Annotated in this window: 19 protein-coding genes; 13 read left to right on the top strand and 6 right to left on the bottom strand. The window is 37.8% G+C overall.

Translation table 11 applies throughout. The features are described from left to right. Positions 1–518: 518 nt before the first annotated feature. The 6 genes from MSBRM_RS18735 to MSBRM_RS05060 all read left to right on the top strand — a co-directional run bounded on the left by MSBRM_RS18735 (position 519) and on the right by MSBRM_RS05060 (position 3,329). Complete coding sequence (locus tag MSBRM_RS18735) at positions 519–773, top strand: hypothetical protein (RefSeq protein WP_052712708.1); 255 nt, start codon at positions 519–521, stop codon at positions 771–773. 183 nt (positions 774–956) lie between these two features. Further along, complete coding sequence (locus MSBRM_RS20065) at positions 957–1,109, top strand: hypothetical protein (protein ID WP_155400456.1); 153 nt, start codon at positions 957–959, stop codon at positions 1,107–1,109. A gap of 25 nt (positions 1,110–1,134) precedes the next feature. Next, positions 1,135–1,506, top strand: a complete 372-nt coding sequence (locus MSBRM_RS18730; protein ID WP_054864901.1) for a hypothetical protein — start codon at positions 1,135–1,137, stop codon at positions 1,504–1,506. A 25-nt stretch (positions 1,507–1,531) separates the two neighbouring features. Next, entirely contained in the window at positions 1,532–1,717 is a 186-nt protein-coding gene (locus tag MSBRM_RS18725; protein WP_141706348.1) for a hypothetical protein, read from the top strand. Between the two features lie 69 nt (positions 1,718–1,786). Further along, positions 1,787–2,341, top strand: coding sequence for a hypothetical protein (locus tag MSBRM_RS05065; RefSeq protein WP_048154892.1), 555 nt, complete (start codon positions 1,787–1,789; stop codon positions 2,339–2,341). Between the two features lie 382 nt (positions 2,342–2,723). Continuing rightward, positions 2,724–3,329, top strand: coding sequence for a hypothetical protein (locus tag MSBRM_RS05060; protein WP_048154889.1), 606 nt, complete (start codon positions 2,724–2,726; stop codon positions 3,327–3,329). A gap of 162 nt (positions 3,330–3,491) precedes the next feature. On the opposite strand, the gene MSBRM_RS05055 is transcribed toward MSBRM_RS05060, so the two are convergent. Beyond that, positions 3,492–3,758 (bottom strand): hypothetical protein, encoded by a 267-nt coding sequence (locus MSBRM_RS05055; protein WP_141706349.1) that lies wholly within the window; start codon positions 3,756–3,758, stop codon positions 3,492–3,494. Between the two features lie 243 nt (positions 3,759–4,001). On the opposite strand from MSBRM_RS05055, the gene MSBRM_RS05050 reads away from it, so the two are divergent. The 4 genes from MSBRM_RS05050 to MSBRM_RS05035 all read left to right on the top strand — a co-directional run bounded on the left by MSBRM_RS05050 (position 4,002) and on the right by MSBRM_RS05035 (position 9,459). Beyond that, positions 4,002–5,381 (top strand): alanine/glycine:cation symporter family protein, encoded by a 1,380-nt coding sequence (locus tag MSBRM_RS05050; RefSeq protein WP_048154883.1) that lies wholly within the window; start codon positions 4,002–4,004, stop codon positions 5,379–5,381. A gap of 351 nt (positions 5,382–5,732) precedes the next feature. Next, complete coding sequence (locus MSBRM_RS05045) at positions 5,733–7,286, top strand: COG1361 S-layer family protein (protein ID WP_176722089.1); 1,554 nt, start codon at positions 5,733–5,735, stop codon at positions 7,284–7,286. 134 nt (positions 7,287–7,420) lie between these two features. Then, positions 7,421–8,626, top strand: a complete 1,206-nt coding sequence (locus tag MSBRM_RS05040; protein ID WP_048154880.1) for an ABC transporter permease — start codon at positions 7,421–7,423, stop codon at positions 8,624–8,626. A gap of 38 nt (positions 8,627–8,664) precedes the next feature. Continuing rightward, positions 8,665–9,459, top strand: a complete 795-nt coding sequence (locus tag MSBRM_RS05035; protein WP_048154878.1) for an ABC transporter ATP-binding protein — start codon at positions 8,665–8,667, stop codon at positions 9,457–9,459. Between the two features lie 148 nt (positions 9,460–9,607). Here MSBRM_RS05035 and MSBRM_RS05030 read toward each other — a convergent pair whose 3' ends face one another. From MSBRM_RS05030 to MSBRM_RS05020, 3 genes are all read right to left on the bottom strand, one after another. Further along, positions 9,608–10,750, bottom strand: a complete 1,143-nt coding sequence (locus tag MSBRM_RS05030) for an SIR2 family protein (RefSeq protein ID WP_048154875.1) — start codon at positions 10,748–10,750, stop codon at positions 9,608–9,610. Between the two features lie 285 nt (positions 10,751–11,035). Beyond that, complete coding sequence (locus tag MSBRM_RS05025; protein WP_230669148.1) at positions 11,036–11,917, bottom strand: HNH endonuclease; 882 nt, start codon at positions 11,915–11,917, stop codon at positions 11,036–11,038. Positions 11,918–12,382: 465 nt separating this feature from the next. Beyond that, the gene (locus MSBRM_RS05020) at positions 12,383–13,600 is read right to left on the bottom strand and encodes a hypothetical protein (protein ID WP_048154873.1); all 1,218 of its coding nucleotides are present in this window, start codon (positions 13,598–13,600) and stop codon (positions 12,383–12,385) included. Between the two features lie 703 nt (positions 13,601–14,303). On the opposite strand from MSBRM_RS05020, the gene MSBRM_RS20755 reads away from it, so the two are divergent. Beyond that, on the top strand, positions 14,304–14,444 hold the full coding sequence (locus MSBRM_RS20755) for a hypothetical protein (protein ID WP_158498961.1): 141 nt from the start codon (positions 14,304–14,306) through the stop codon (positions 14,442–14,444). A gap of 1,660 nt (positions 14,445–16,104) precedes the next feature. Here MSBRM_RS20755 and MSBRM_RS05015 read toward each other — a convergent pair. Both MSBRM_RS05015 and MSBRM_RS05010 read right to left on the bottom strand, forming a co-directional pair. Next, positions 16,105–16,293 (bottom strand): hypothetical protein, encoded by a 189-nt coding sequence (locus MSBRM_RS05015; protein ID WP_048119300.1) that lies wholly within the window; start codon positions 16,291–16,293, stop codon positions 16,105–16,107. A gap of 145 nt (positions 16,294–16,438) precedes the next feature. After that, positions 16,439–16,825: a carboxymuconolactone decarboxylase family protein gene (locus MSBRM_RS05010; RefSeq protein ID WP_048119303.1), complete on the bottom strand. Its 387-nt coding sequence runs from the start codon at positions 16,823–16,825 to the stop codon at positions 16,439–16,441. Between the two features lie 578 nt (positions 16,826–17,403). On the opposite strand from MSBRM_RS05010, the gene MSBRM_RS05005 reads away from it, so the two are divergent. Both MSBRM_RS05005 and MSBRM_RS05000 read left to right on the top strand, forming a co-directional pair. Further along, positions 17,404–18,909, top strand: coding sequence for a DEAD/DEAH box helicase (locus MSBRM_RS05005; RefSeq protein WP_048154870.1), 1,506 nt, complete (start codon positions 17,404–17,406; stop codon positions 18,907–18,909). Beyond that, the gene (locus MSBRM_RS05000) at positions 18,878–20,779 is read left to right on the top strand and encodes a DUF790 family protein (protein ID WP_329957117.1); all 1,902 of its coding nucleotides are present in this window, start codon (positions 18,878–18,880) and stop codon (positions 20,777–20,779) included. Before MSBRM_RS05005 ends, MSBRM_RS05000 begins: the two co-directional genes overlap by 32 nt. Positions 20,780–20,929: the final 150 nt, after the last annotated feature.

Below are 20,929 nucleotides of genomic sequence, written 5' to 3'. Positions count from 1 at the left end.
AAAACGGTTGAGTTTTAAAGGTGTATATTACTGATTTACTACCCCAATTAGAAGAGTTTATTTCTGGGAATACTCAAACATTCGGCGAGACCGTTAGCTCACTTTATGTGGCAATAATTAACGAGACTTTTTTATTTTTTCAGGGTGTCCAGTAATATTGATGAAAAATTTTTCATTAAAACATAAAAACAAACCGTTAAAACGTAAAAACAAATTATGACAATTAGTTAGACCTTATAAGTTAAAAAGCCTCATGGTTCAAGTTGATTAACATCAAACTTTTCTACTTTTTAGCAACCTATATATGTTAATTCTGTGATGTGAAGTAAAAACAAGTTCAAAAGAAAATGTGAAAATGACAGGCAATAATAACGAAAATGAGTATAGGTTATGAGATATAGAGGATGAACTTCGGGCTAATTCTAGCTTGAAAATCTCGAAATATTCTGTGTCCTTACTCGGATTAATTTTTTTAATGAGGTTCAGAAAACGTAACTTTTGCCTTATGGAGCTGTAAAATGAGAAATACTCCGGACTTAAGGTGGCTTGACTTAAAAAAGACCCTACAAAATGTAGACCGGAAAGAACTTATTAATATTATTCAGGATCTTTACAGGTATTCTGAGGAAAATAGAAGGTACCTGCTTGCCAGATCCATAGATACAAATGCTGAGCCCGGGATTCTGGAAGCTTACAGGGAAGTAATAAAAAATGAGTTTTCCCAAAAAGGGGCACGGGACGCTCAGGTACTCGGTTGCAAAAAAAGCAATTAGCGACTATTCGAAGGCTTCCGGGGATTTTGCAGGGAAAATGTAGTTGATGCTTTTTTACGTAGAAAATGGGGTGGATTTTACCAACGAATATGGAGATATAGACGGAGGAGTTTTATCAAGAAATATACAGTGCCTTTGACGAGTTCTGCACCAAGTTAGAAACACCTGAAGGTAAAACCCTTTATGCCGTTTTCAGAGAAAGGCTTTTTAATCAGCAGGAAAACAAAAGGAATGGCATGGGGATTTGGAGACGGAATAAAACTGCGTGTGAAAGAAATTGAAGATTTTTTTCAAGATGCTGAAGATTTTTTTGAAGACGCGCAGAGTGATTCATAACACAAAAAACGGAGGTGGGGGGTTCATGGAAAAAACAGATTCTGTAAAATGGACACAGGCGAAGAAAATCCTGCAGAAAGCTGAAAAAACGGAACTTGTCGATCTTATTTGTGAACTTTATGGACATTCGGTTGGAGACCGCATGCTCATAAATTCCAGATACCTTGGAGAGAGCGTAAAGACGAAAATGAATAAGATGCTGGATCAGTACCGGAAAATAATTAAAGAGGAGTTCTCCCCAAAAGAGGGACTGGGAAAAATCCATTACTCTGTAGCAGAAAGAGCTATCAATGATTATTCAAATGCTTCAGGAGACTTTTTGGGGACTCTGGACCTGATGCTTACATATGTTGAAAGAAGGGGTTCAATTTGCTCGTATTTTTGGAACAATAGATGATGAGTTCTATGACAACATTGAAGGGATGCTGGAGAGGTTTTGTGAACAATTAAAAACTGAGGAAGGACAGAAATACTATCATCTTTTCAGGGAAAGACTGCTTAAGGTCGATGTGGGACTGGAAAATGTCGGATGGGGTTTTGAGGAGGCAATTTATGATCTCATATCAGATATTGAAGATTTCTTTGAGGAAGAGCAGATTGATTCCTAAAACAAAAAACTCAGGTGAGTTTTCATGGCAGAAGAACCAACTTTAAAATGATCTGACTTGAAGAAATCGTTGCAGGAAGCAGACCAGAAAGAACTTATCAACCTGCTGCACGATTTGTACAAAAAATCCGCAGACAACCGCAGGTACATCACTGCCAGGTATGCAAAAACGGAAGACGAGAGCAAAATTCTTGAGGCCTACCGGAAAAAGGTTGTAAATGCATATTATACTCCACGAAGAGCAGCCAGTAGGCCCCATTATTCGGTAGCAAAAAAAGCTATCAACGACTATTCTAAGGCTTCCGGAAACATAAAAGGGACAATGGATCTGGCTCTTACTCTTGTGGAAAACGTTATGAAGTATATTCATGAATTTTCAGGCATTGACGAAGCATCTTACGTTGGTGGATCTGACATGATGGAAAAGTTTTGTGAGCTGGCCAGGAATGAAGAAGGGCAAAATTTTTACCCATACTTCAGAGAGAGACTTCATAAAATATACCGGGACTCTGAAGACAGCCCTTACGGAATAGGGGACAATTTACAGTATTATATCTCTAATCTGGTTGATGATATCGCGGACCCGGATGATGATTTTTTTGAAGAAGACATGAAGGACAACTGATGGTTAGTCCGTCCCGTTTTATTCTGGTTTGTGAGACGGGAAGTTTCCCTGTAGGAATTAACGATAGATTACTCGATTTTTAAACAGAAGAAAAAATCTAAATAAGATTGGTTGATTAAATAAGAACATGAAACTACAGTTAAAAAAAGATATAATTTCAGCCATTGGTTGGCTTGTTCTCTGGATTATTATCAGAAACTACATAAATGCCTGTACCTCTTAACTTTAGAATTCTAACAAAAAAACTTAACAGATTTTTAAAGGGAATTCAAATTACTGAAAGCTGCATAAAATAATTTATGGTTTACCCTTCAGATTTGCAAGCACTGCAGGGAAGATTACAACAAACAATTTTTTATATTTAAAATCCAATTTATTTTCAATGGCTGCTTCCTGGTCTCGATCAAAAACCCTTGGGACAAAGCAGAAGGTCTTTTCCTGGCGGATAGACAGTCGAGGAAACCTTTTCATAAAAAGGAAGTTCAGAAAGAATCGTTTTCCCAGAATCGATAAGATTAGCTGCCGCCACCTTGACAGGCTCTGCGAATTCATGCAGGATAGGGAATGGAAGACTCTTGCAAATAACGCCGCAAAACTATGCATGGGCACGGAAAAGGACGGAATCGGGAAATTCCTGTATAAGCTCCGTTCCGAAGTATCTTATGCTCAACTTTCAAGCCAGTTAGGAGCTATCTTTTACCAGGCTGGAGTGTGGGAATGGAATGAGCAAAAAAGAGGGATGAAATTCTTACTGCTTTCGGAAAACTGGCAGGAAAAAACAACAGAGTGTTATAGAAATTCGCTAAGTCCAGAAAATGAAGCCGCTTTTTTTGATAACGTTCTTGAACCTGTTCTTGAGCCTGTTCTCGAGCCCGAACTTGAGCCCGGAAAAATAGTAAAATCTAAAAAACAACAAAAACAAGAAGAGCAAATTGAAGTAATTCAGAAAATTGAGCAGATGAAACTTTCGGCTTTTTTCCGGGATTAAGAAAAAATAAAAATCCAGAAATATGAAACTTATTAAATAACCTGAAATAGAAGGACAGGAGAGAAAGAGTTTAGAAAAAAGAATTGCTTTTGATGAGTTTAAAAAAAAATTTCTTTTGATAAGTTTCTCTATCATGTTTCTCTATCATGTTTTTCTATCATATCAAACAGTTTCAGTATCTATTTCGATACCCCCAACTTGTTTTGCAACAATATTATATATCGTGCCAATAAGAAATCCCGCTACTGCTCCCGCAATCCCATAAAAAACAATAAAGAATACAGTTACGAATACACCTTCAGTAAGACCTATCCCATCCATACTTACCATGAAAAGAATAAGCGGCGAAAATACAATTGCAAAGCAGAGATACATAAGACTCAGGACTTTTGCCAGAGACATGCTATTTAAAGATGTGATACGCACCATATTAGCTCCCCTAAAAAATATTAAATAACTTCTTAGTATAAAAATTTACTTTGTTTGGCGGCTGAAAAAGGTAACCTTTTGCTTGCGGGAATATTTTTTTGAATATTTTAAACTCGAAACTTAATTTTACAACAAGAGTGCCTGAACATCAAAGTTTAAGACCAGCCTGGAACAAATACTGAGTTAAAACTATCTCTTTTAAGACTATGTCTTTTCTTAAACTATCTCTTTGCTTTCTGGGGGCTGGCTTTAACGGAATTATCGGGTGTTAATGTACTTGAGATCCTTACAGGGATAGACCAGTTAATCTGGGGACCACCGCTTCTGGTTTTACTTGTAGGGACCGGGATTTTCCTTACCTGGAAACTCGGAATGGTCCAGGTATTCAGGCTGCCTCTTGCGCTCAGGTATGTGCTTAATTCAAGAAAAGCCGAAACTGGAGTACAGGGGGACGTTTCGAGTTTTGGAGCTCTCACCACTGCGCTGTCCTCAACTATCGGGACAGGGAATATAGTTGGGGTTGCAACTGCAATAAAAACGGGAGGTCCGGGCGCTCTCTTCTGGATGCTTCTTGCAGGCTTTTTCGGAATGGCAACCATGTATTCCGAGTCCCTGCTTGCAGTCAAATACAGGGTCATGGATGCAAACGGGCAGATGTCAGGAGGGCCCATGTATTATATCAAAAATGGGCTTGGGCAGAGGAAGTACAGCCGCGCTCTTGCAGCCGCTTTTGCTTTTTTTGGGATGAACGTAGCCCTCTTTGGAATCGGAACTTTTCCGCAAGTAAACGCCATTGTAGATTCGGCAAGGATTGCCTTTAATATCCCTGAAACCCTGAGCGCTTTTGTAATAAGCCTGCTTGTGGCGTTTGTAACGCTTGGCGGGATCAGGAGGATTGCAGCAGTCGCCCAGCTTCTGGTGCCTTTCATGGCAATAAGCTATGTATTGGGCTGCCTGATAATTCTTGGGTTAAACCTTGAGAAAATTCCTGACATCCTCGCTTTGATAATAAACTCTGCATTTACAGAAACTGCTGCACGGGGTGGTTTTCTTGGAGCTGGGGTGATGCTTGCAGTCAGAATGGGAATTGCCCGAGGAATTTTCTCAAACGAGGCAGGCCTCGGAAGTGCCCCAATAGCTGCTGCGGCTGCAAAGGTAAAAGAGCCGACCAAGCAGGGGCTTATTTCCATGACAGGAACTTTTTTTGACACCATTATCATCTGTTTCATGACCGGAATCGTCCTGATCGTAACGGATTCCTGGACAGGCGACCTTGCAGGTGCCTATATGACAAGCTATGCTTTTTCCACAGTACTTGCGGAGGTTGGAAATTACATCGTAACAGTAGGGCTCATCTTGTTTGCCTTTACAACTATCCTGGGATGGAATTACTATGGCGAGCGATGTGTGGAATATCTCTTTGGCATAAAAGGAATCCTCCCTTACAAAATCATTTACATCCTGATTGTTGCCTCAGGCGCTTTCCTGACTATAGATGTTATCTGGGTACTTGCCGATATCGTAAATGGGCTCATGGCTATCCCGAACCTTATTGCTCTGCTGGCTCTGCGAAAAGTTGTTAAGGCTGAGACCAGGAAGTATTTTGATAAACTCAAGGCCTAAGCCTCAAGCCCAAGGAAGGTATCAAGATAATCCTGCTGGATTTTCTAGGAAACCCTGTTGAAATAGAAGCTTTTTCAATCAATTTTTTCATATTTAAAATGGGGTATAGCCACGCAGTTAGACCTTTTCGCTCAATCCCAACCGTTGAGCTGTAAACGTTTAGTCGGTTTATCACGCTCTTGTTCTGAGTTTTTCGGTCAAGCCTTTTTTAAAAAGGCTTGCGTTGCACCGGTTGATCACACCGTCAAGTAGTTTTCGCTCAAGCCTTTTTTGAAAAGGCTTGGAATACAACATATTACCGGTTGCAAATAAAGTGCAACCGTTATAAACTAGGCACAAGGACTGTTATATATGAAGCCCGCCTGTCCAGAAAAGTATTCCTGCACCGGGAAAAAGAAGTGTAAGTTAATAGGTCGAATATCCGCAGACCGAAAATTGATAAATAAAATATCGGGAGATCGGAGAGCAGTAAGTAAAACATTGATAAATAGAAAAGCAGTAAGTAAAATCCTGGGAAATCAAAGAACAGTAGACAAAACATTGAGATATAGAAGTTCAATAGATAAAAAACCGAAAAATCAAGGAAAAGTTGATAAAATACCGGAAAATCCAAGATCAAGGGATGAAATGCCGGTAAATCGAAAATCGGCAAACAGAACACCGATAGATAGAATCTCGGCGTCATTTCTTCATTTTGTACTTGCCTTATTGATGATAACCGTCTTTTTGACAGGCCCGGCTTCTGCAGTTGTAGTGTCCGGTAACACTCACCTTGGAGTTGATGTCTCGGAAATCAACCCCAATCCTGCCAGGCCGGGTGAAGACCTGCTCATAAAGATCAATATCCAGAATGCCGGAGACGAGCCCGCAGAGAACGTGATAGTGGGAATTGAGGAAATTCATCCTTTCGTTTTTAAGTATAGCACTTCAGAACTTTACGGTTCCGGAACGAACACGGAGCGAAATTTCCAGATTGAACAGATACGGCAACGTTCCAAGGTCGAACTGAGTTTCTATTTGAGAGTAGATCCTAAAGCTGAATCGGGAATCTATCAGCTCGAATTCACTATTAAAGACAAGAGCGGGACAAGTTTTTCTAAAAGAATTCCTATTCGGGTGGAAGGAAACCCGGACCTTGTACTCAGCAGCACTGAAATTCTTCCTGTAAATGAGGATAATTTCTCTTCAGGAGCCATAGTTCCTGGACAGGAGTTCTATCTGAAGACATCAGTTAAGAATGCAGGAAACGGGAACGCAAAAAATGTCAGGGTAATGCTTAACCTCAACAGCTCGTCACCTTTAATCCCGCTGGAAGATAACGTCCGTTTCTTTGAGAACCTGAGTGCAGGCAGTTCCGAAAACCTCTCTTTCAAACTTCTTCTGGGCAGCAATGCTGATGTGAAGCCTTACAGGATTCCACTGCGGATAACAGCCTCGAATAACACTGAGACCTTCCAGATAGACAAGATCCAGGAAATTGGAATTAACGTACTTAATAGGGCGCAAATTGATATTTCAAGCCTGAAATTTGACCCGGAGATACCTGTGAAAGGACAGCAGGCATCCCTTACTTTAAGGCTCGAAAATGTTGGGGAAGGGGAAGCTCGCTCAGTCAAAGCCAGGCTTGAGGGGCTTGAGGGCAGCGGAAGCACGAGTGCTTTTCTCGGGCGTCTGGATAAGGATGATGATGCTCCTGCAGTTTTTACATTCACTCCTGAAAAAACAGGTGATCAGAATGTAACCCTGCTGGTCGAGTATGAGGATGATTTTGGCGAGCACCAGGTTAGCGAGAACCTGACTTTTAATGTGAAGAGACAGGAAGGAAGTGTTATTCCAATTGTTCTTGGAGCCGTCCTGGTCCTTGCAGCTGTGATTCTTTATACGAAAAAGAAAGGTAAGCTCTAAAATCCAAGCATCATGGAAACAAAAATTCTGGAAATAAGAATCCTGGAAACAAAAATCCTGGAAACAAAAATCTTGAAAACAAAAATCCAGGAAACAAGCCCGAAAACGGAATTAACCAGAAAGGATGGCCTATTATGCTCGAAAAAGCGAGAGTTTCCTTCTTCCTTGCCAGTCGCTCCATAACCAGGGGCAATAAAGGGATTACAATCTTTACAGTTTTCGTCCTGACCCTGATCTTTATACAGCTTGTGCTTTTTTCAAGCATGCTGGCTGGGGTTACGCTCAAGTTTAATGAACTTATGGTGAACTTTCAGACCGGAAACGTCGTGGTCGAACCGAAGGAAGAGGAACGCTATATAGAGGACGCATCAGCCCTCCAGAAAAAGATAGAAAGTCTTCCGCAGGTGGTAGGGACCTCAGCTCGCCTGAAAATGACTGGAAACGTCCGCTATAAAGAGAAAGAAATAGGAGCTACGGTTTATGGGATAGATCCTGCGGACGAGATCTTTGTAACAGGCCTTGAAGATGCTATGATAAGTGGGGAATTTCTGAGCAGGCCTGATAAAGGAGAGATTATTCTGGGCAGGGAGGTCTCAGGAGGTTTCGGAGCCCTCATGGACTCGAGATCTTTAGGAGGTGTGGAAGTAGGAGATACCGTTGAACTCACAATCGGAGGTGTAACCCGGGAGTTCAGGGTAAAAGGAATCTATACAACGCGCTATTTCATGGCTGATGCCTCAGCCTATCTTACCAGAGCTGACCTTGAAGAAATGCTGGGTATTGAGGGCAGGGACCTTGCTCAGGAAATAGCCGTTAAAACCGCAGACGGTACACCTGAGGACGATACCAGAACTGCGCTCCTTTCTCTTGGCATCAGTGAGAATATCCGTACCTGGCATGAATTTGCAGGTCTCCTCCGGCTGATCGAAAGCACACTTGGGCTGGTCAGGAATATTATGAATGCAATCGGCCTGCTAATTGCTTTTGTGATCATCTTTGTGGTTATTTACGTAAATATTGTGAATAAAAAAAGACAGATAGGGGTTCAGAAAGCAATAGGGATAGAACAAAACGTGATAGTTACATCCTTTGTGCTCCAGGCCATGCTTTACGCAGGCGCGGGTGTTATACTTGGCTACTTGTTTATGCGCTTTGGGCTTGTGCCTTATACGGTTTCCCATCCTGTAGAAATCCCGCTTGGAGACATGAGCCTCAAGCTGGACAATGCAGAAGCCTTAAATCGGGCAGTCCTCCTGTTTCTTTCTTCTGTAGTGGGCTCGGTAATTCCTGCGTATAAACTGGCTCAGAAAGATCTTCTTGACCTGATCTGGGGCAAATAAATGGGGCAAATAAATGGGGCAAAACAAAGGGTGAAAATATGGAAATAATCCAAAAGCAGGCTGAAGAAGCAGTAAAAACTATGGAAATAATCCAAAAGCAGACTGAGGAAGCAATAAAAAGTACGGATGAAATCCAAAAACCGACAGAGGATACTATTATAGATACTATTATAGAGGGTATCGATATCGTGCGAACCTTCAAGATGGGAGAGGTAGAGGTCCGGGCCCTGCGCAGCGTAAATGTAAGAATCCGGCGTGGAGAGTTCATTGCAATCATGGGCCCTAGTGGTTCAGGCAAAACCACTCTTCTGAACCAGCTCGGCCTGCTTGATACCCCAAATTCGGGAAAAGTCATTATAGACGGTACGGATACCTCCAGACTTTCAGACAGCGAAAAAGGCAAATTCAGGTTGCATAACCTGGGCTATGTCTTTCAGGACTATGCTTTACTTCCCGAGCTCAATGCTATGGAAAATGTCTATATCTCCCTTATAATGCAGGGCAAAAGTAAAACCGAATGTGAATCCGCAGCCGCAGAAATTCTTTCCGCAGTTGGGCTTGGCGACCGCCTTCAGCAACTCCCTTCCAAGATGAGCGGCGGCCAGCAGCAGAGAGTCTCAATAGCCAGAGCCCTTGCCCATTCCCCAGAAGTCCTTTTTGCAGACGAGCCCTGTGCTAATCTGGATTCCCAGACCTCAAAGGAAGTCCTTGACCTTTTCGAGAAATTCAATCAGGAAAAAGGACAGACAATTGTAATGGTTACACATGAAGAATGGCATGCCGAATACGCAGACAGAGTAATAAGGTTGAAAGATGGAATTATTCAGGGGTGAACTTTCTGGACAGGTATGGCTTTCTTACAGAATTGAATTTCTATTAGTATTGGATGTCTGGCAGAGTTGTAATCAAAAAAATTACAAAAAATCACATGAATTACTTCAATCAAAAGGAAGTTAGAAGTTAATAAGTAATCATTTTATGTTATAACTTCCAGTTGTTTTTACCGAAGAATACATTATAAAAATGCTCTTTTTCAGATTGATTACCATATGTATCCTTTAATAAAACATCTTCTACACATTGGAAGTAACCTGAAACTCCGTTCCATATATTAATAATATCTTTAGACTTTCCGCATCCATCACATAATTTTTCTTTAAAACTTTTTGGTGACTCTGGCGAAAGGATATAAATTTTAAGTCCATGATTTTTAACAGCATTAGATATTACACTGTTAATATGTTCATCGCCAAAACCATAACCTATTACTAATAAACGACGTTTATCCTGTGAAAGTACTTCTTTAAAAGTGTCAAAATAAAATCTCAATAAAGGTTCATTATTAATCTGTTCAGTTTTGCCCCTGCCGATAACCATTGATTTTGATCCATTAGAACTAATCCAATTATATGACCCGTGGAGCTTTATCAGAAAATAACTTTCTTTTTTCAACAGATTTTCTTTTCTAGAATTTAATACATCTTCGTTAGGTAGTAGATAATAATCTTCCTTTTTTAAATTATAGAATTGTTCTCTTTCTTCATCAGTTGAAAATGGAATAAAATCATAAAAAGAATCTCTATTCATATACCATACTGGATATTTATCAATTCCAGGAATACAAAGTCTAAGAATATAGATTTTGGTAGGATCTCTAGGCTCAAGAGGATTTTGGTAAAATCTTTCAATAAACAAATCTTGATTCAGTGTAAAGATAAAACTTTTATTTTTTGTATTGCCAAAATTAAAAAATAATGTATCAGTGTTGTGAATCCATTCTATTTCTGGGTATTTTCTTAATCGCCTTAAAAGAGTTTCGTCTATGGTGTCGTATGCAGCTTTCGTGGCCTCTTGGATGGCGTCTTTTTCTTTACGTTTAAATTTTAAAGTTGGCAATAAACTTTCTTTGTCTTCTAATCCTTCTAGCACAGAGTAATAAACTGATTCATAATCGAAATTATTAAGCATTAATTTTTTAATTCTCGGTTGAGCCTGAATTTTTTCATTATTAAATATTTCAGCCCACATTTCACTTGCTAATAGACCGCCAAAATTTTTAGTAAAACCAGCTCCTAATAATAATATGTTTTCAGCATACATAGAACCAGTATTTTTATTACTCATCTTAATCACTATTTGGTAACATACGATCACATATAATGTTTTTTAAATTATAGTCTGTTTTTGCTTTCATGTCTAGATAAGGCTCTTAATGTTATGTTTACTGTTTACTATGTTTTTCGTACTATTTTTTGCAGTTGATTAAAGGGCAACTATTCATAACTCATATACTCCTCCAGTATATTGAATGAATAAGTTTAGAAAAACATAGGTTAAATATGTTGAAAAAATGAGAGAGTAACAAGTTATACTAAATCAAAAAAATTAATAATTATCCAATTCTATTATTTATTTTATTGAGTTAATAAGGAAATCTCTATCATCCTGCAAGTCTAAAATGTGCATCTTACGATGACAATTAGGGCATAAAGCAACAGTATTCGTTTTGTCATCAACCCCGCCTTCTGACAACCATCGGATGTGATGAACTTCCAAAAAAGGAGTTCCATCTTTTTTTAAAAATGGAGCTAAGTTACCACAAAGTTGACAATAACCATTAGCTTTCTTCAACGCAAGAGCGGAAACGTCAGGATCTCGGTCATATCTTACCGAAGCTGCAGATGTGGTTTTCAGAGTTTGCTTTTTTGTTTTAGCATCTATCTTTTTTTCCAATTCATATATAGACAACTGAAACGCTTTGTTAATATTTTCTTGCTCTTTTTTATCTAAGTATTCTTTAGATAGAAATATTTGTCTATCTACCATACCAACTTCTTCTAAAGCTTGAACCAACTCATCTCTCAATTTCCAAACGAATCCTTTATTAGGTCTTTTGTAGTCAACATACCATCCTTCAAATGGTACGATGAATACTGATTTTTTACCTGTAGTACCAATTACTTCAAATCGATTCAAATGTTTTAGAATCCTTCTAGTTAATTCTTTGACAATTCCGTTATATGGAGGACGTTTCAATTCAGGTGAATATTTTTCCTTTACTGTATTAGCAGTTGCTTGATGGCCAACTTCATTATACCACTTCAAAACCATATCCAATGCGTTTTCGTAAAAAATTTCATGATTTTGAAGCATCGACTTCCACTCATCCACAGAGATATCAATATCTACTTCATAATGACCATTAGATTCCTTCAAGTACCGCCTTTCCATCTGTAAACCACCTTTCATATATTTACTAACTGGTAGTCCAAATCTTACCAAAACTTCCACCATGACTCACTTTCGGTGACTTCTGGTAAAAGCTTAGTATTCAATTTACTATTTTACATTTTACTGAATAAAGTTCTGAATATGGGATTGTTTATGTATATTTTCATATAGTCAAATAATCAGAAACGATTGTTTTATCCCAAAATTATTTGGTAGATTAAAAACTTTGAAAGTTTAATATATGATACAAGCAGACAACGCAAAAGTTAAGTGCTTAAGGCTCTTCGCTGTTTCTAGTGGGTAACTTATATTTCATTCCTAAATTTTTGAGTTGAATATATTAAATATAAAAACAGTTGTTGCTGAAAATTACATTCAGACTTGATATTTTCCTATTTGGCCTGAATACTTTCTAACTAATCAATTATTTTCAACCCATACGTAACAGCGAAGAGCCTTATTATCTATCTAAAATTAGGAAAACTAAAATTTGAGTTACTCATATGAAATAGCGAAGATCCAAGATTATTTATGTATCGGCTCAACCATGTAATTTCTTTTATCAATAATTGTTTCACCGTAATTGCCTTGTGAGGTATCTATAAATTCATAAATAGTGTGATTTCTTTCTGAAGAAATATTTGTCTTTCCTATAGAGTAAAAAGTAGAGTTTTTAAAGCAATAAAAAAGGTAAAAAATCAAAAAAATAAAAATAGTTGAAACAATAGGAAATAGTTTAAAAATAAGACTAATTATCCAATCTGACCCTATTATTACAAAAATTCCCATTGAATAAATGATAACCATTAAGCCTTTAGTTAAACGATATATTAAAACATTGTTCTTTAGTTGCACATAGGTATTAAATTCATCTCGAAGATAACTAACAGCAGAGTTAAATTCGTCGTATTTACTGAGATCAAAATTAAGACTATTTTTTTTAGATTGAAACCATTTTTGGTAATGTTTTTTAATTTCAAAAACGTTTTGATTAATTGTTTCCTTTTGTTCATTGTAATTATCAACTAATGAAAAAATAATTGCCCCACCGATACTTAGAGTAAATAAAATTCCAGAAAACGATAACTTATTCCCAGATATTACATCTAGCGGTTTATCATCATAAAGTACTGTTGTATTAATCGTTGTATTAATCATATTTTTAGCTGTACCTGACAAGAAACTATCAAAGTTTAATCCATTTTCTGACAGAAAAATTTTCTGCAAAAAAAACCAGAAAAGGAATATCAAAATAAGAATGACGAAGTTATAAGATAAAAACTTGAGATACTTACTCGCAAGATTAAATAAAAAATCAGACATAAAGCTAGTTGTTAAGTTTATCCACTTTTTAACAACCAAATTATGAATAGGACTTTGTTTCAAAAAAGTAGTAGCTTTTTTTGAATATATGTAAATTTCAGGTAAGAATAAAATAAATCCTATTAATAAAAGGATAATGTTTCCATATGCAGCTAAAGCAAATAAAAAAGTACTAGCCACCATAAATGAAATAATAGATAACTTTCTTCCAAATTTTGAATTATAAATTGCAAATTCGACATTTGTTTTTTTACTTAGGTTTTGAAGCAAGTAATTTAATTTTTTGTATTCATTAGATTTGTTACGTGCAAATATTTGATTCAATTCATCAAATGAACTTTTTACCTCAAGCTTATAATACATAGTAGCGGCAATTGAAGAATGAACTAGAATGAAAATGTAGAAACCGGCTGATTGCATTATGAACTTCCTAATCGCAAGATAAAATGTAATTTAAGGGACAATATATGAAGTACTAATGCTTATAAAATCTGCATCCAAACAATTTAAACTTTATTATTGTGTTGAATAATAGATCAGTCTTTTGATTTATTGTATCCTGAAATTATTTCGCAGATTAAAAACTCTATGAAAGTTTAATACCTTATAAAAGAGCATGCGACACATAAGTTAAATTTTGAGTGAATTCCAACTTAATTTTAGTAGCGAATCTTTGATCAATTCCGAAAAAACAAGTGCATTCATCTTATTTGAGTAAAATCAAACTATACCGAATTGCTTACTGTTTTTATTCCGGAAATCTGGGTTTCTCCTGCGAACTATCACGTTTTTCGGATTCTTTACACCTTTCGGATTCTTCCCACTTTCCAAATTTCAAAAATTATTGGAATAGTATTTTAGTAACATTTACAATATAGTTAGCGTGAAAGCCCAATAATGGGAAGGATTTACATGTTTTTTGAGCTCGTGCTGGTAAAATATAAAACTTATTTGAAGCACTATTAAGGGCTTTTGCGGCTCTTAATAATAGCTGAGAGATTTGCCTTTCTTTTCCTGCTCATGATTTTATTCGATGCCTACGAGTTTGCTTATTTTCTTCCCGGAATGGAGACATTTTTTAAAACTCAGAACTACATTGACCTACAGGTTCAATATTATTTTAATGGCTGTGGGAGCGGTTATAATCACTTTTTATACAAACGGCTCTAAAAAAGGATTCAGGTACAGCCAGACCTATATCGAAGACCTGTTTGAAGAATATGAACCGTTGATAAAGCAGTATTTTGAAAAGCTCTCATCTTGAAAAAAGAGGAGTTCCAATAATAACATCCGTATGAGGTAAGTTGCACTTCAGGCTGATTTCACCTGCAACTTCAAGCCGATTTTACCTACAACTAAAGGCCAATTTCATATGCAATTACTTTTACTGAATTTTCTTATTCCGGAATTTTTTCATTTTGGAACGATATCCCCCTCATCATTCTCAACATTTTGAGATGTTTCCTCGCGTAATTTACGCGGTTATATGACTATTAAATTAATGAAATAAGCATTCGTTTAATGAACTTATGTTAGAAAGATACACAAAAAAAGAGAAATAAAATAAGATTAACTGTTAAAAATATTATATATAATAACTGCATAGTATAAATTGCGTTCTCATCCCTTTAACACCCCACTAGCAAAGAGCACCTACTCCAGAAAATTACTCTATAATAAAGGGATATAGAAAGAGAAACTCGCAACGCATAAGTCAAGTACCTCAAACCTCTTCCCCAACTATAATAAAGTGAGTCTCTTGAATACCGTTCGGAACTCCCAGGTTTTTCGGATGAGAACGCCACCTCATTTTAAAAAAGTGTTTAGGAACTTTACGAATTTCATATCCTTAGTATCATATCAATCCTCAAAAATTTAATAACTTTGAATAATTACAATCGATTATATCTGAATTTGCTATTGATTCGACACCATTATCCACCCGAGTTCTTTAAGCCTTTTCAAAAAACTGCTTTTCCGCAAGCTTTTTAAAAAAAGACTTGAGCGAAAACCCCAGAAACGTTTTTAGTACAGAGTTTTTCCGTGGTCTCTTTAGTACAGAGTTTTTCCATGATCTCCTGCTTTCTGCGGTTTTTTCTTTAGTTAAGATCAGTTAGTCAACTTAATAATTGACTAAAACTCTATTCTCTTAAATTCAATTCTTTTAAACTCAATTCTCTTAAACTCAATTCTCTTAAATTCAGTTTTCTTAAACTCAGTTCTCTTAAACTCAGTTCTCTTAAAGAAAGATTATCTGCTACCGGATCTCAGGTAAATCATCCTTTTAGAACGAGTTGACCTTTTTCTTGTTACCTTACAGGCAATCATTTTTAGTATTTACATTCAGTTACATCAGGTACTGTAGCTTAATGCTATAAGGTTAAACCAGTAAAGAAAAATTAGATACGTATACCAACAAAATAGAGTTAAAATAATATTATTTATTAAAAATATTATATAGAGTGAGAGCATAGTATAACTTGCGTTCTCATCTACAAGACCACATAGCAAGACCTATTCCACAAGAAATACTTCAACGCCTACTCCGAAAAATCTACTCTAAAAGTGAAGAGATAAGAAGCTCGCAACCCGTGAGTCCAATACTAAACCTCTTCCTGAACAAGACCTAATAAGTGCCGTTCGGAACTTCCAGAATTTTTCAGGTGGGAACGCAGCTCTTTTCTAAATAAAACTGTTAAGGGTTTCAAACCTGGCAGAAAATCTATGCTGAAGTTAGAATTCACTTGTGTTTATTTTTCCAAATATGCGGTAAAAATATAAAACTAATTTTTACAAAACTGGTTACAAAACTGGTAGACTGAAAAAATTCTGAAAAACCCGATAAGATAATTGCTTTAATTTACCCGAAATAGGGTTTAAGCCTATCAATAAATTAGTAAAAGATAAAAAAATGAAAAATAGAGTTATAAAGCTATAGTCTCACTCTCTTTTTTCCGCTTGAAAATGGCAGTTACCCTGCCTTCTTCATTGATATCGTTTCTTATCAGAACCAGTTCCCAGCCTTCATTTCCTATCCTTTCAAGTTCGCTCATCATCTGCGGCAAGTTTAAGCCGTTAAGCTTGCGAGAATCATACTCCCATAGATGTATCAATTTATTACGCCCCCACTTGACGATAAAGATAAATTTTTTAGTGTTTATATTGGAATAAAACTATAAATAACCTGAACAAAAGGAAAAAAGCAATCAGGTATTTGCATCAAGTGAAAGTATCTTTCTCGTCTATCTTTTTCCTTCTTCAGGCTTGTTTACCGGATTTCTTATTATCCGAACTTTCTTCTTTGTGAAAATCCAATGCATTCAATGCAAATCGTGAGTAAGCGGCAGCGGGTCCACCTCCCATTTCGATGGCCACATCAATAGTCTCATATATCTCTTTATCTGATGCACCTGCTAAGCAAGCCTGTTGAACATGCCATTCAATACAGGGCTCACATTTAGTAACAATGGAAATAGATAGAGCCATTAGTTCCTTATGTTTCCGTGAAAGGCAACCAGCTTCAAATGCTTTCGTTTCTAATTTAAGAAAAGAATTATAAGTATTACAATTCTCTAAAAATCGAGAATGATGCTGCACTCTATCGTTTATGCTCTGATTTATTTTATCTTTGATGAATTTATCCATGTAGTCACATCCTGATAGATAGGATTACTCCAACTACACATAAATATTTATTTAGTTAAAACAGTGAACTGATCTTAAAACCAACTTAGATCTAATGTTAGTAAATTTGCTTTTAAGGTTAAATGGTATCCTCTTCAAATTAAAGGGAGAATTTCCCAACTCGAAAAATATACAACAATTTTGATATACAGTTGTTAAGTTGAATGCATTACTTGAGGTTGTTTCTCGGACCTGGCAAAATTTGTAAATTTTCTGCAAGTATGAAAGTGAGAGATTTTCACTCAATTTGAAGAAGATACCATGAAATTTACTTTTACCCCATATAATTTGAAGAGAATACATCCCCATCTGCCACTTTCCGGCTTTCGCCATAAATTACCAAGGAAGGGGACTTCTCACCTTAAAGTTAAATGGTTAAATGTTAAATTCATTTTAACCTTAGTTTCAATTGCCAACTGTTTCTCATTTCGTTATTCCATGCAACTAATAAATCAAGATTAAGTGCCAGCCAGCTATTAGAAAATAATGTATAGACTTACCTCCATTATTATATATAATGTCCAAACTTTTAATAAACAATGATCAAAATTAGCTTCAAGCAGGGAACGCTTCTTATAGAAGGTAATGTGAGAGTTCCCAATGCAGTCTGGGATGAAAGAAGCGGAAATTTTAGAGCTCTTGCTCTTTATTACAGAGACATAACAGATTATCTGAAAAATTCTAAGATTCTATTTGAAGATGAAGTGCTTGACCTCCTTCCCTGTCCTGATCTGGCAGCAGCTTATGAAGCGTCTGGAAAGAAACTTAAATTAAGGGATTATCAGGCCGAAGCTCTTGTGACCTGGGGAGAAAATAATAGATGGGGAGTGCTTGTCCTTCCAACAGGAAGCGGAAAAACCCTTGTTGGAATCAGCGCAATTGCAGGCTGTAATACCCCTGCCCTTGTGGTTGTCCCGACGCTTGATCTGCTTGAACAATGGAAAAAACAGCTTGAAGAAGCTTTTATGATGGAAATCGGAAAGCTTGGGGGCGGGGAGAAGAAAATTCTTCCGATAACCGTTTCAACATACGACTCTGCTTATATTCACGCCGAAACACTTGGGAACAGGTTCGGTCTCCTTGTTTTTGATGAAGTTCATCACCTGCCTGCCGCCGGATACAGGAGCATTGCCGAATTTTCCGCAGCGCCTTACAGGCTTGGACTGACAGCCACTTACGAACGGGAAGATGAGTTACACTCAGAGCTTAACAGGCTTGTAGGGGGAAAAGTCTACGAAAAGCATGTCTCAGAACTTGCAGGCAGCCACCTTGCCCCTTACAGGATAAAACGGATAGCTGCTGCACTTACGGACGAGGAAAGAAAAGAATACGACAAATGTCATTCGGTTTATACAGATTATCTTCGGAAAACCGGGATGATTCTTCGTGGGCCAAGGGACTTTCAGAAACTGGTTATGAGAAGCGGGAGAGACCCTGAAGCCAGAAAAGCCCTTCTTGCAAGAAACGCAGCAAGAGAACTTGCTTTTAACACGGAGTCTAAAATTGAAAAGTTAAAAGAGATCCTGAATAAACACCGAGAAGACAGGATCTTCATTTTTACGGAACATAACCGGCTTGTCCACCGAATTTCCAGGGAATTTCTTATCCCTGCAATCACCTACAGAACGCCTGCAAAAGAAAGGAATTCCATCCTCGAGAAGTTCAAGGAAGGAAAATACAGGGCTGTAGTTACTTCAAAGGTTCTTGACGAGGGCATAGATGTCCCTGAGGCAAACATAGGAATTATAGCAAGCGGTACAGGGAGCAAATTAGCATATATCCAGCGCCTGGGAAGGATCCTCAGAAAGAAAGAAGGAAAAGAAGCTATACTCTACGAAATTATATCCGAAGAAACAACCGAAGCCGGAACTGCCAGGAGAAGAGAAGAAGCTGTTTCAAACCGAAAAGGCTCTGGAAGATCAGCGCAAGAAAATCAGATGAAGACAAAATCAGGAAAAGAAAACCAGATAAAGAAAGAATCTGGAAAGGAAAGCCGGATGAAGAAAGAAAAAAATCTCGGAGGCGGCTCTTCTGCTCACGTCTGATCTTCTTGTAACCCGCCTCTCCGGAGGAAAAATAAAGCCTGTATACGCAGCTTTTGACCCCGAAAAACTGGAACTTGCAAGGCTTCTGATAGAAACTTTCGAGCAGCATATCGGAAAAACTTATGGGGATCTTCTGGCTGAACTTGATGGTTACGAAGAAATGAATTACCGTTTTATCAGGGGACTTTCCCAGCTGCTTGGAAGGCGCACCGCTATAGAAACGGATGCAGCTGTTGACCCTTCTCTGGCGAGGGAAACGGTTTTTGAAGCCTGCGAAGGCATGGCACTTTCTCCTGCCGAGAGAAAAGAGGCGCTGCAAAAAGCTGCAAAAAAACTTTCAATTTCGGCAAAGGAACTTGAAAAGGCACTCTGGGCGGATCTTGAAGAAAACCAGATAGTCAAAAGTTTTGTACCCATTTATCCTGCAGAACTTCTAAAACAGTATAACATTTCCCTTACCCAGACCCTGCTTTTCCGTGCAGTTGACCTCGACATCTGGATAAAAGGCGATTTTCAGAAAATCCTCTGGAAAATCCTTCGTTCAGGGCTTATGTATTCCCTTGAAGATGCTGACGAGGAAAGAGGCAAAATCGATAGAGGAATCAATAGAGAAAAAGAAGAAAAGGAAGGAAAAACCAGAGAAAATTTCGAAGAATTAAAAGCTGTCCACCTGCATCTTGACGGGCCTGCTTCTCTTTTTCGGATATCCGAACGCTATGGGAATTCCTTTGCAAAAATCTTTCCTGCGCTGCTGAGGTCAAAAGGCTGGAGGCTCAAGGCAGGCATTCTTCACAAAGGCTACCAGGGAAAGCGCATCCTGAATTTTACCCTTGATGACTCGGAAAAGTTTTTCAAAATCACTCCTGAAGCAGCCGTGTACCCTGAGACCCTTTCGCCAGAGCTTCAAATTAAAGAAAAAATAGAAAAATATGAAGCTGGGGAAGAAACCGGGAAAAAAGCCGGAGAAGAAGCTGAAAAAGAAGCCAGGATTGAGGAAATCGATGCCGAAGAAGCTGCCTATGACAGCACACTTGAGCAGATGTTTGGGAGCCTCAGTTTGGGAAGCTGGAAAATAAAAAGGGAGCCAACGATTCTTAAAGCCGGAAAATACGCTTTTGTCCCGGACTTCTCTCTCCAGAGGGACGGGATGAGGGTATATCTGGAAATAGTGGGCTTCTGGACTCCCGAATATTTGGAAAATAAGATTGAGAAGCTCAAGCAAGTAAAGGAACCTGTGATTCTCCTGATTGATAGAAAACTCAAGTGTTCTGAAAAGGATTTCCCTTCGCAGGAAGTAATCTTCTTTGACAAAAAAATCCCGGCAAATAAAGTCATGCAGATACTCAGAAAGTACGAGGAAAAAAAGCTTTCAGAAGACCGGTCAAGACTGGAGGAAATGGAATTTCCAATTTCAGGAGAACTTGTAAATCTTGAGGAAATCGCAGCCGGAAAAAGAGTTTTGCCAGATGCCTTAAAGGAAGTAGTTGCAGATAGGCTTGCAAAAGCCGGAGAACTGGAAGAAATCGGAGAGTTAGGAAAAATCAGAGAATCAGAAAGAACTGGAGAGTTCGAAAAATCAAGGGGTTTAGAGGAACTCAGGGAATCCAGAAAAGTCGAAGATCTGGAGAAATATCAAGATTACATACTCCTTGAAAATTATTTAATCCACAGGCAGCTACTTGAAAGAATAGATCAAGAACTTGAAAGACCGGGAGCAGTAGAAACTTACGCCGACGCAGTAAAGGTTTTTGAAAGTTTCAGGCTTGACCGCAGCCTTTACTATCCTGTGCTTGAACAGCTAGAGTATAAGGTTATATGGGCAGGGTTGAGTGAAGAGAATGCGAAGGTAAAAAAGGCGAAAAAAGTTTGAAATTTTTGATTGTTTCAATCAAGCTTTTATTTCAACCCTTTTTGGAATTGCCTTTACATCTTTTGGAATTCATTTAAGATCTTTTGGAATTCAATTAATATCTTTTGGAATTCATTTAAGATCTTTTGGAATTGCCTTTACATCTTTTGG

The sequence above is a fragment of the Methanosarcina barkeri MS genome (genome assembly GCF_000970025.1).
GTDB classification, from domain to species: domain Archaea; phylum Halobacteriota; class Methanosarcinia; order Methanosarcinales; family Methanosarcinaceae; genus Methanosarcina; species Methanosarcina barkeri.
This window is presented reverse-complemented; position numbering and strand designations above follow the sequence as displayed.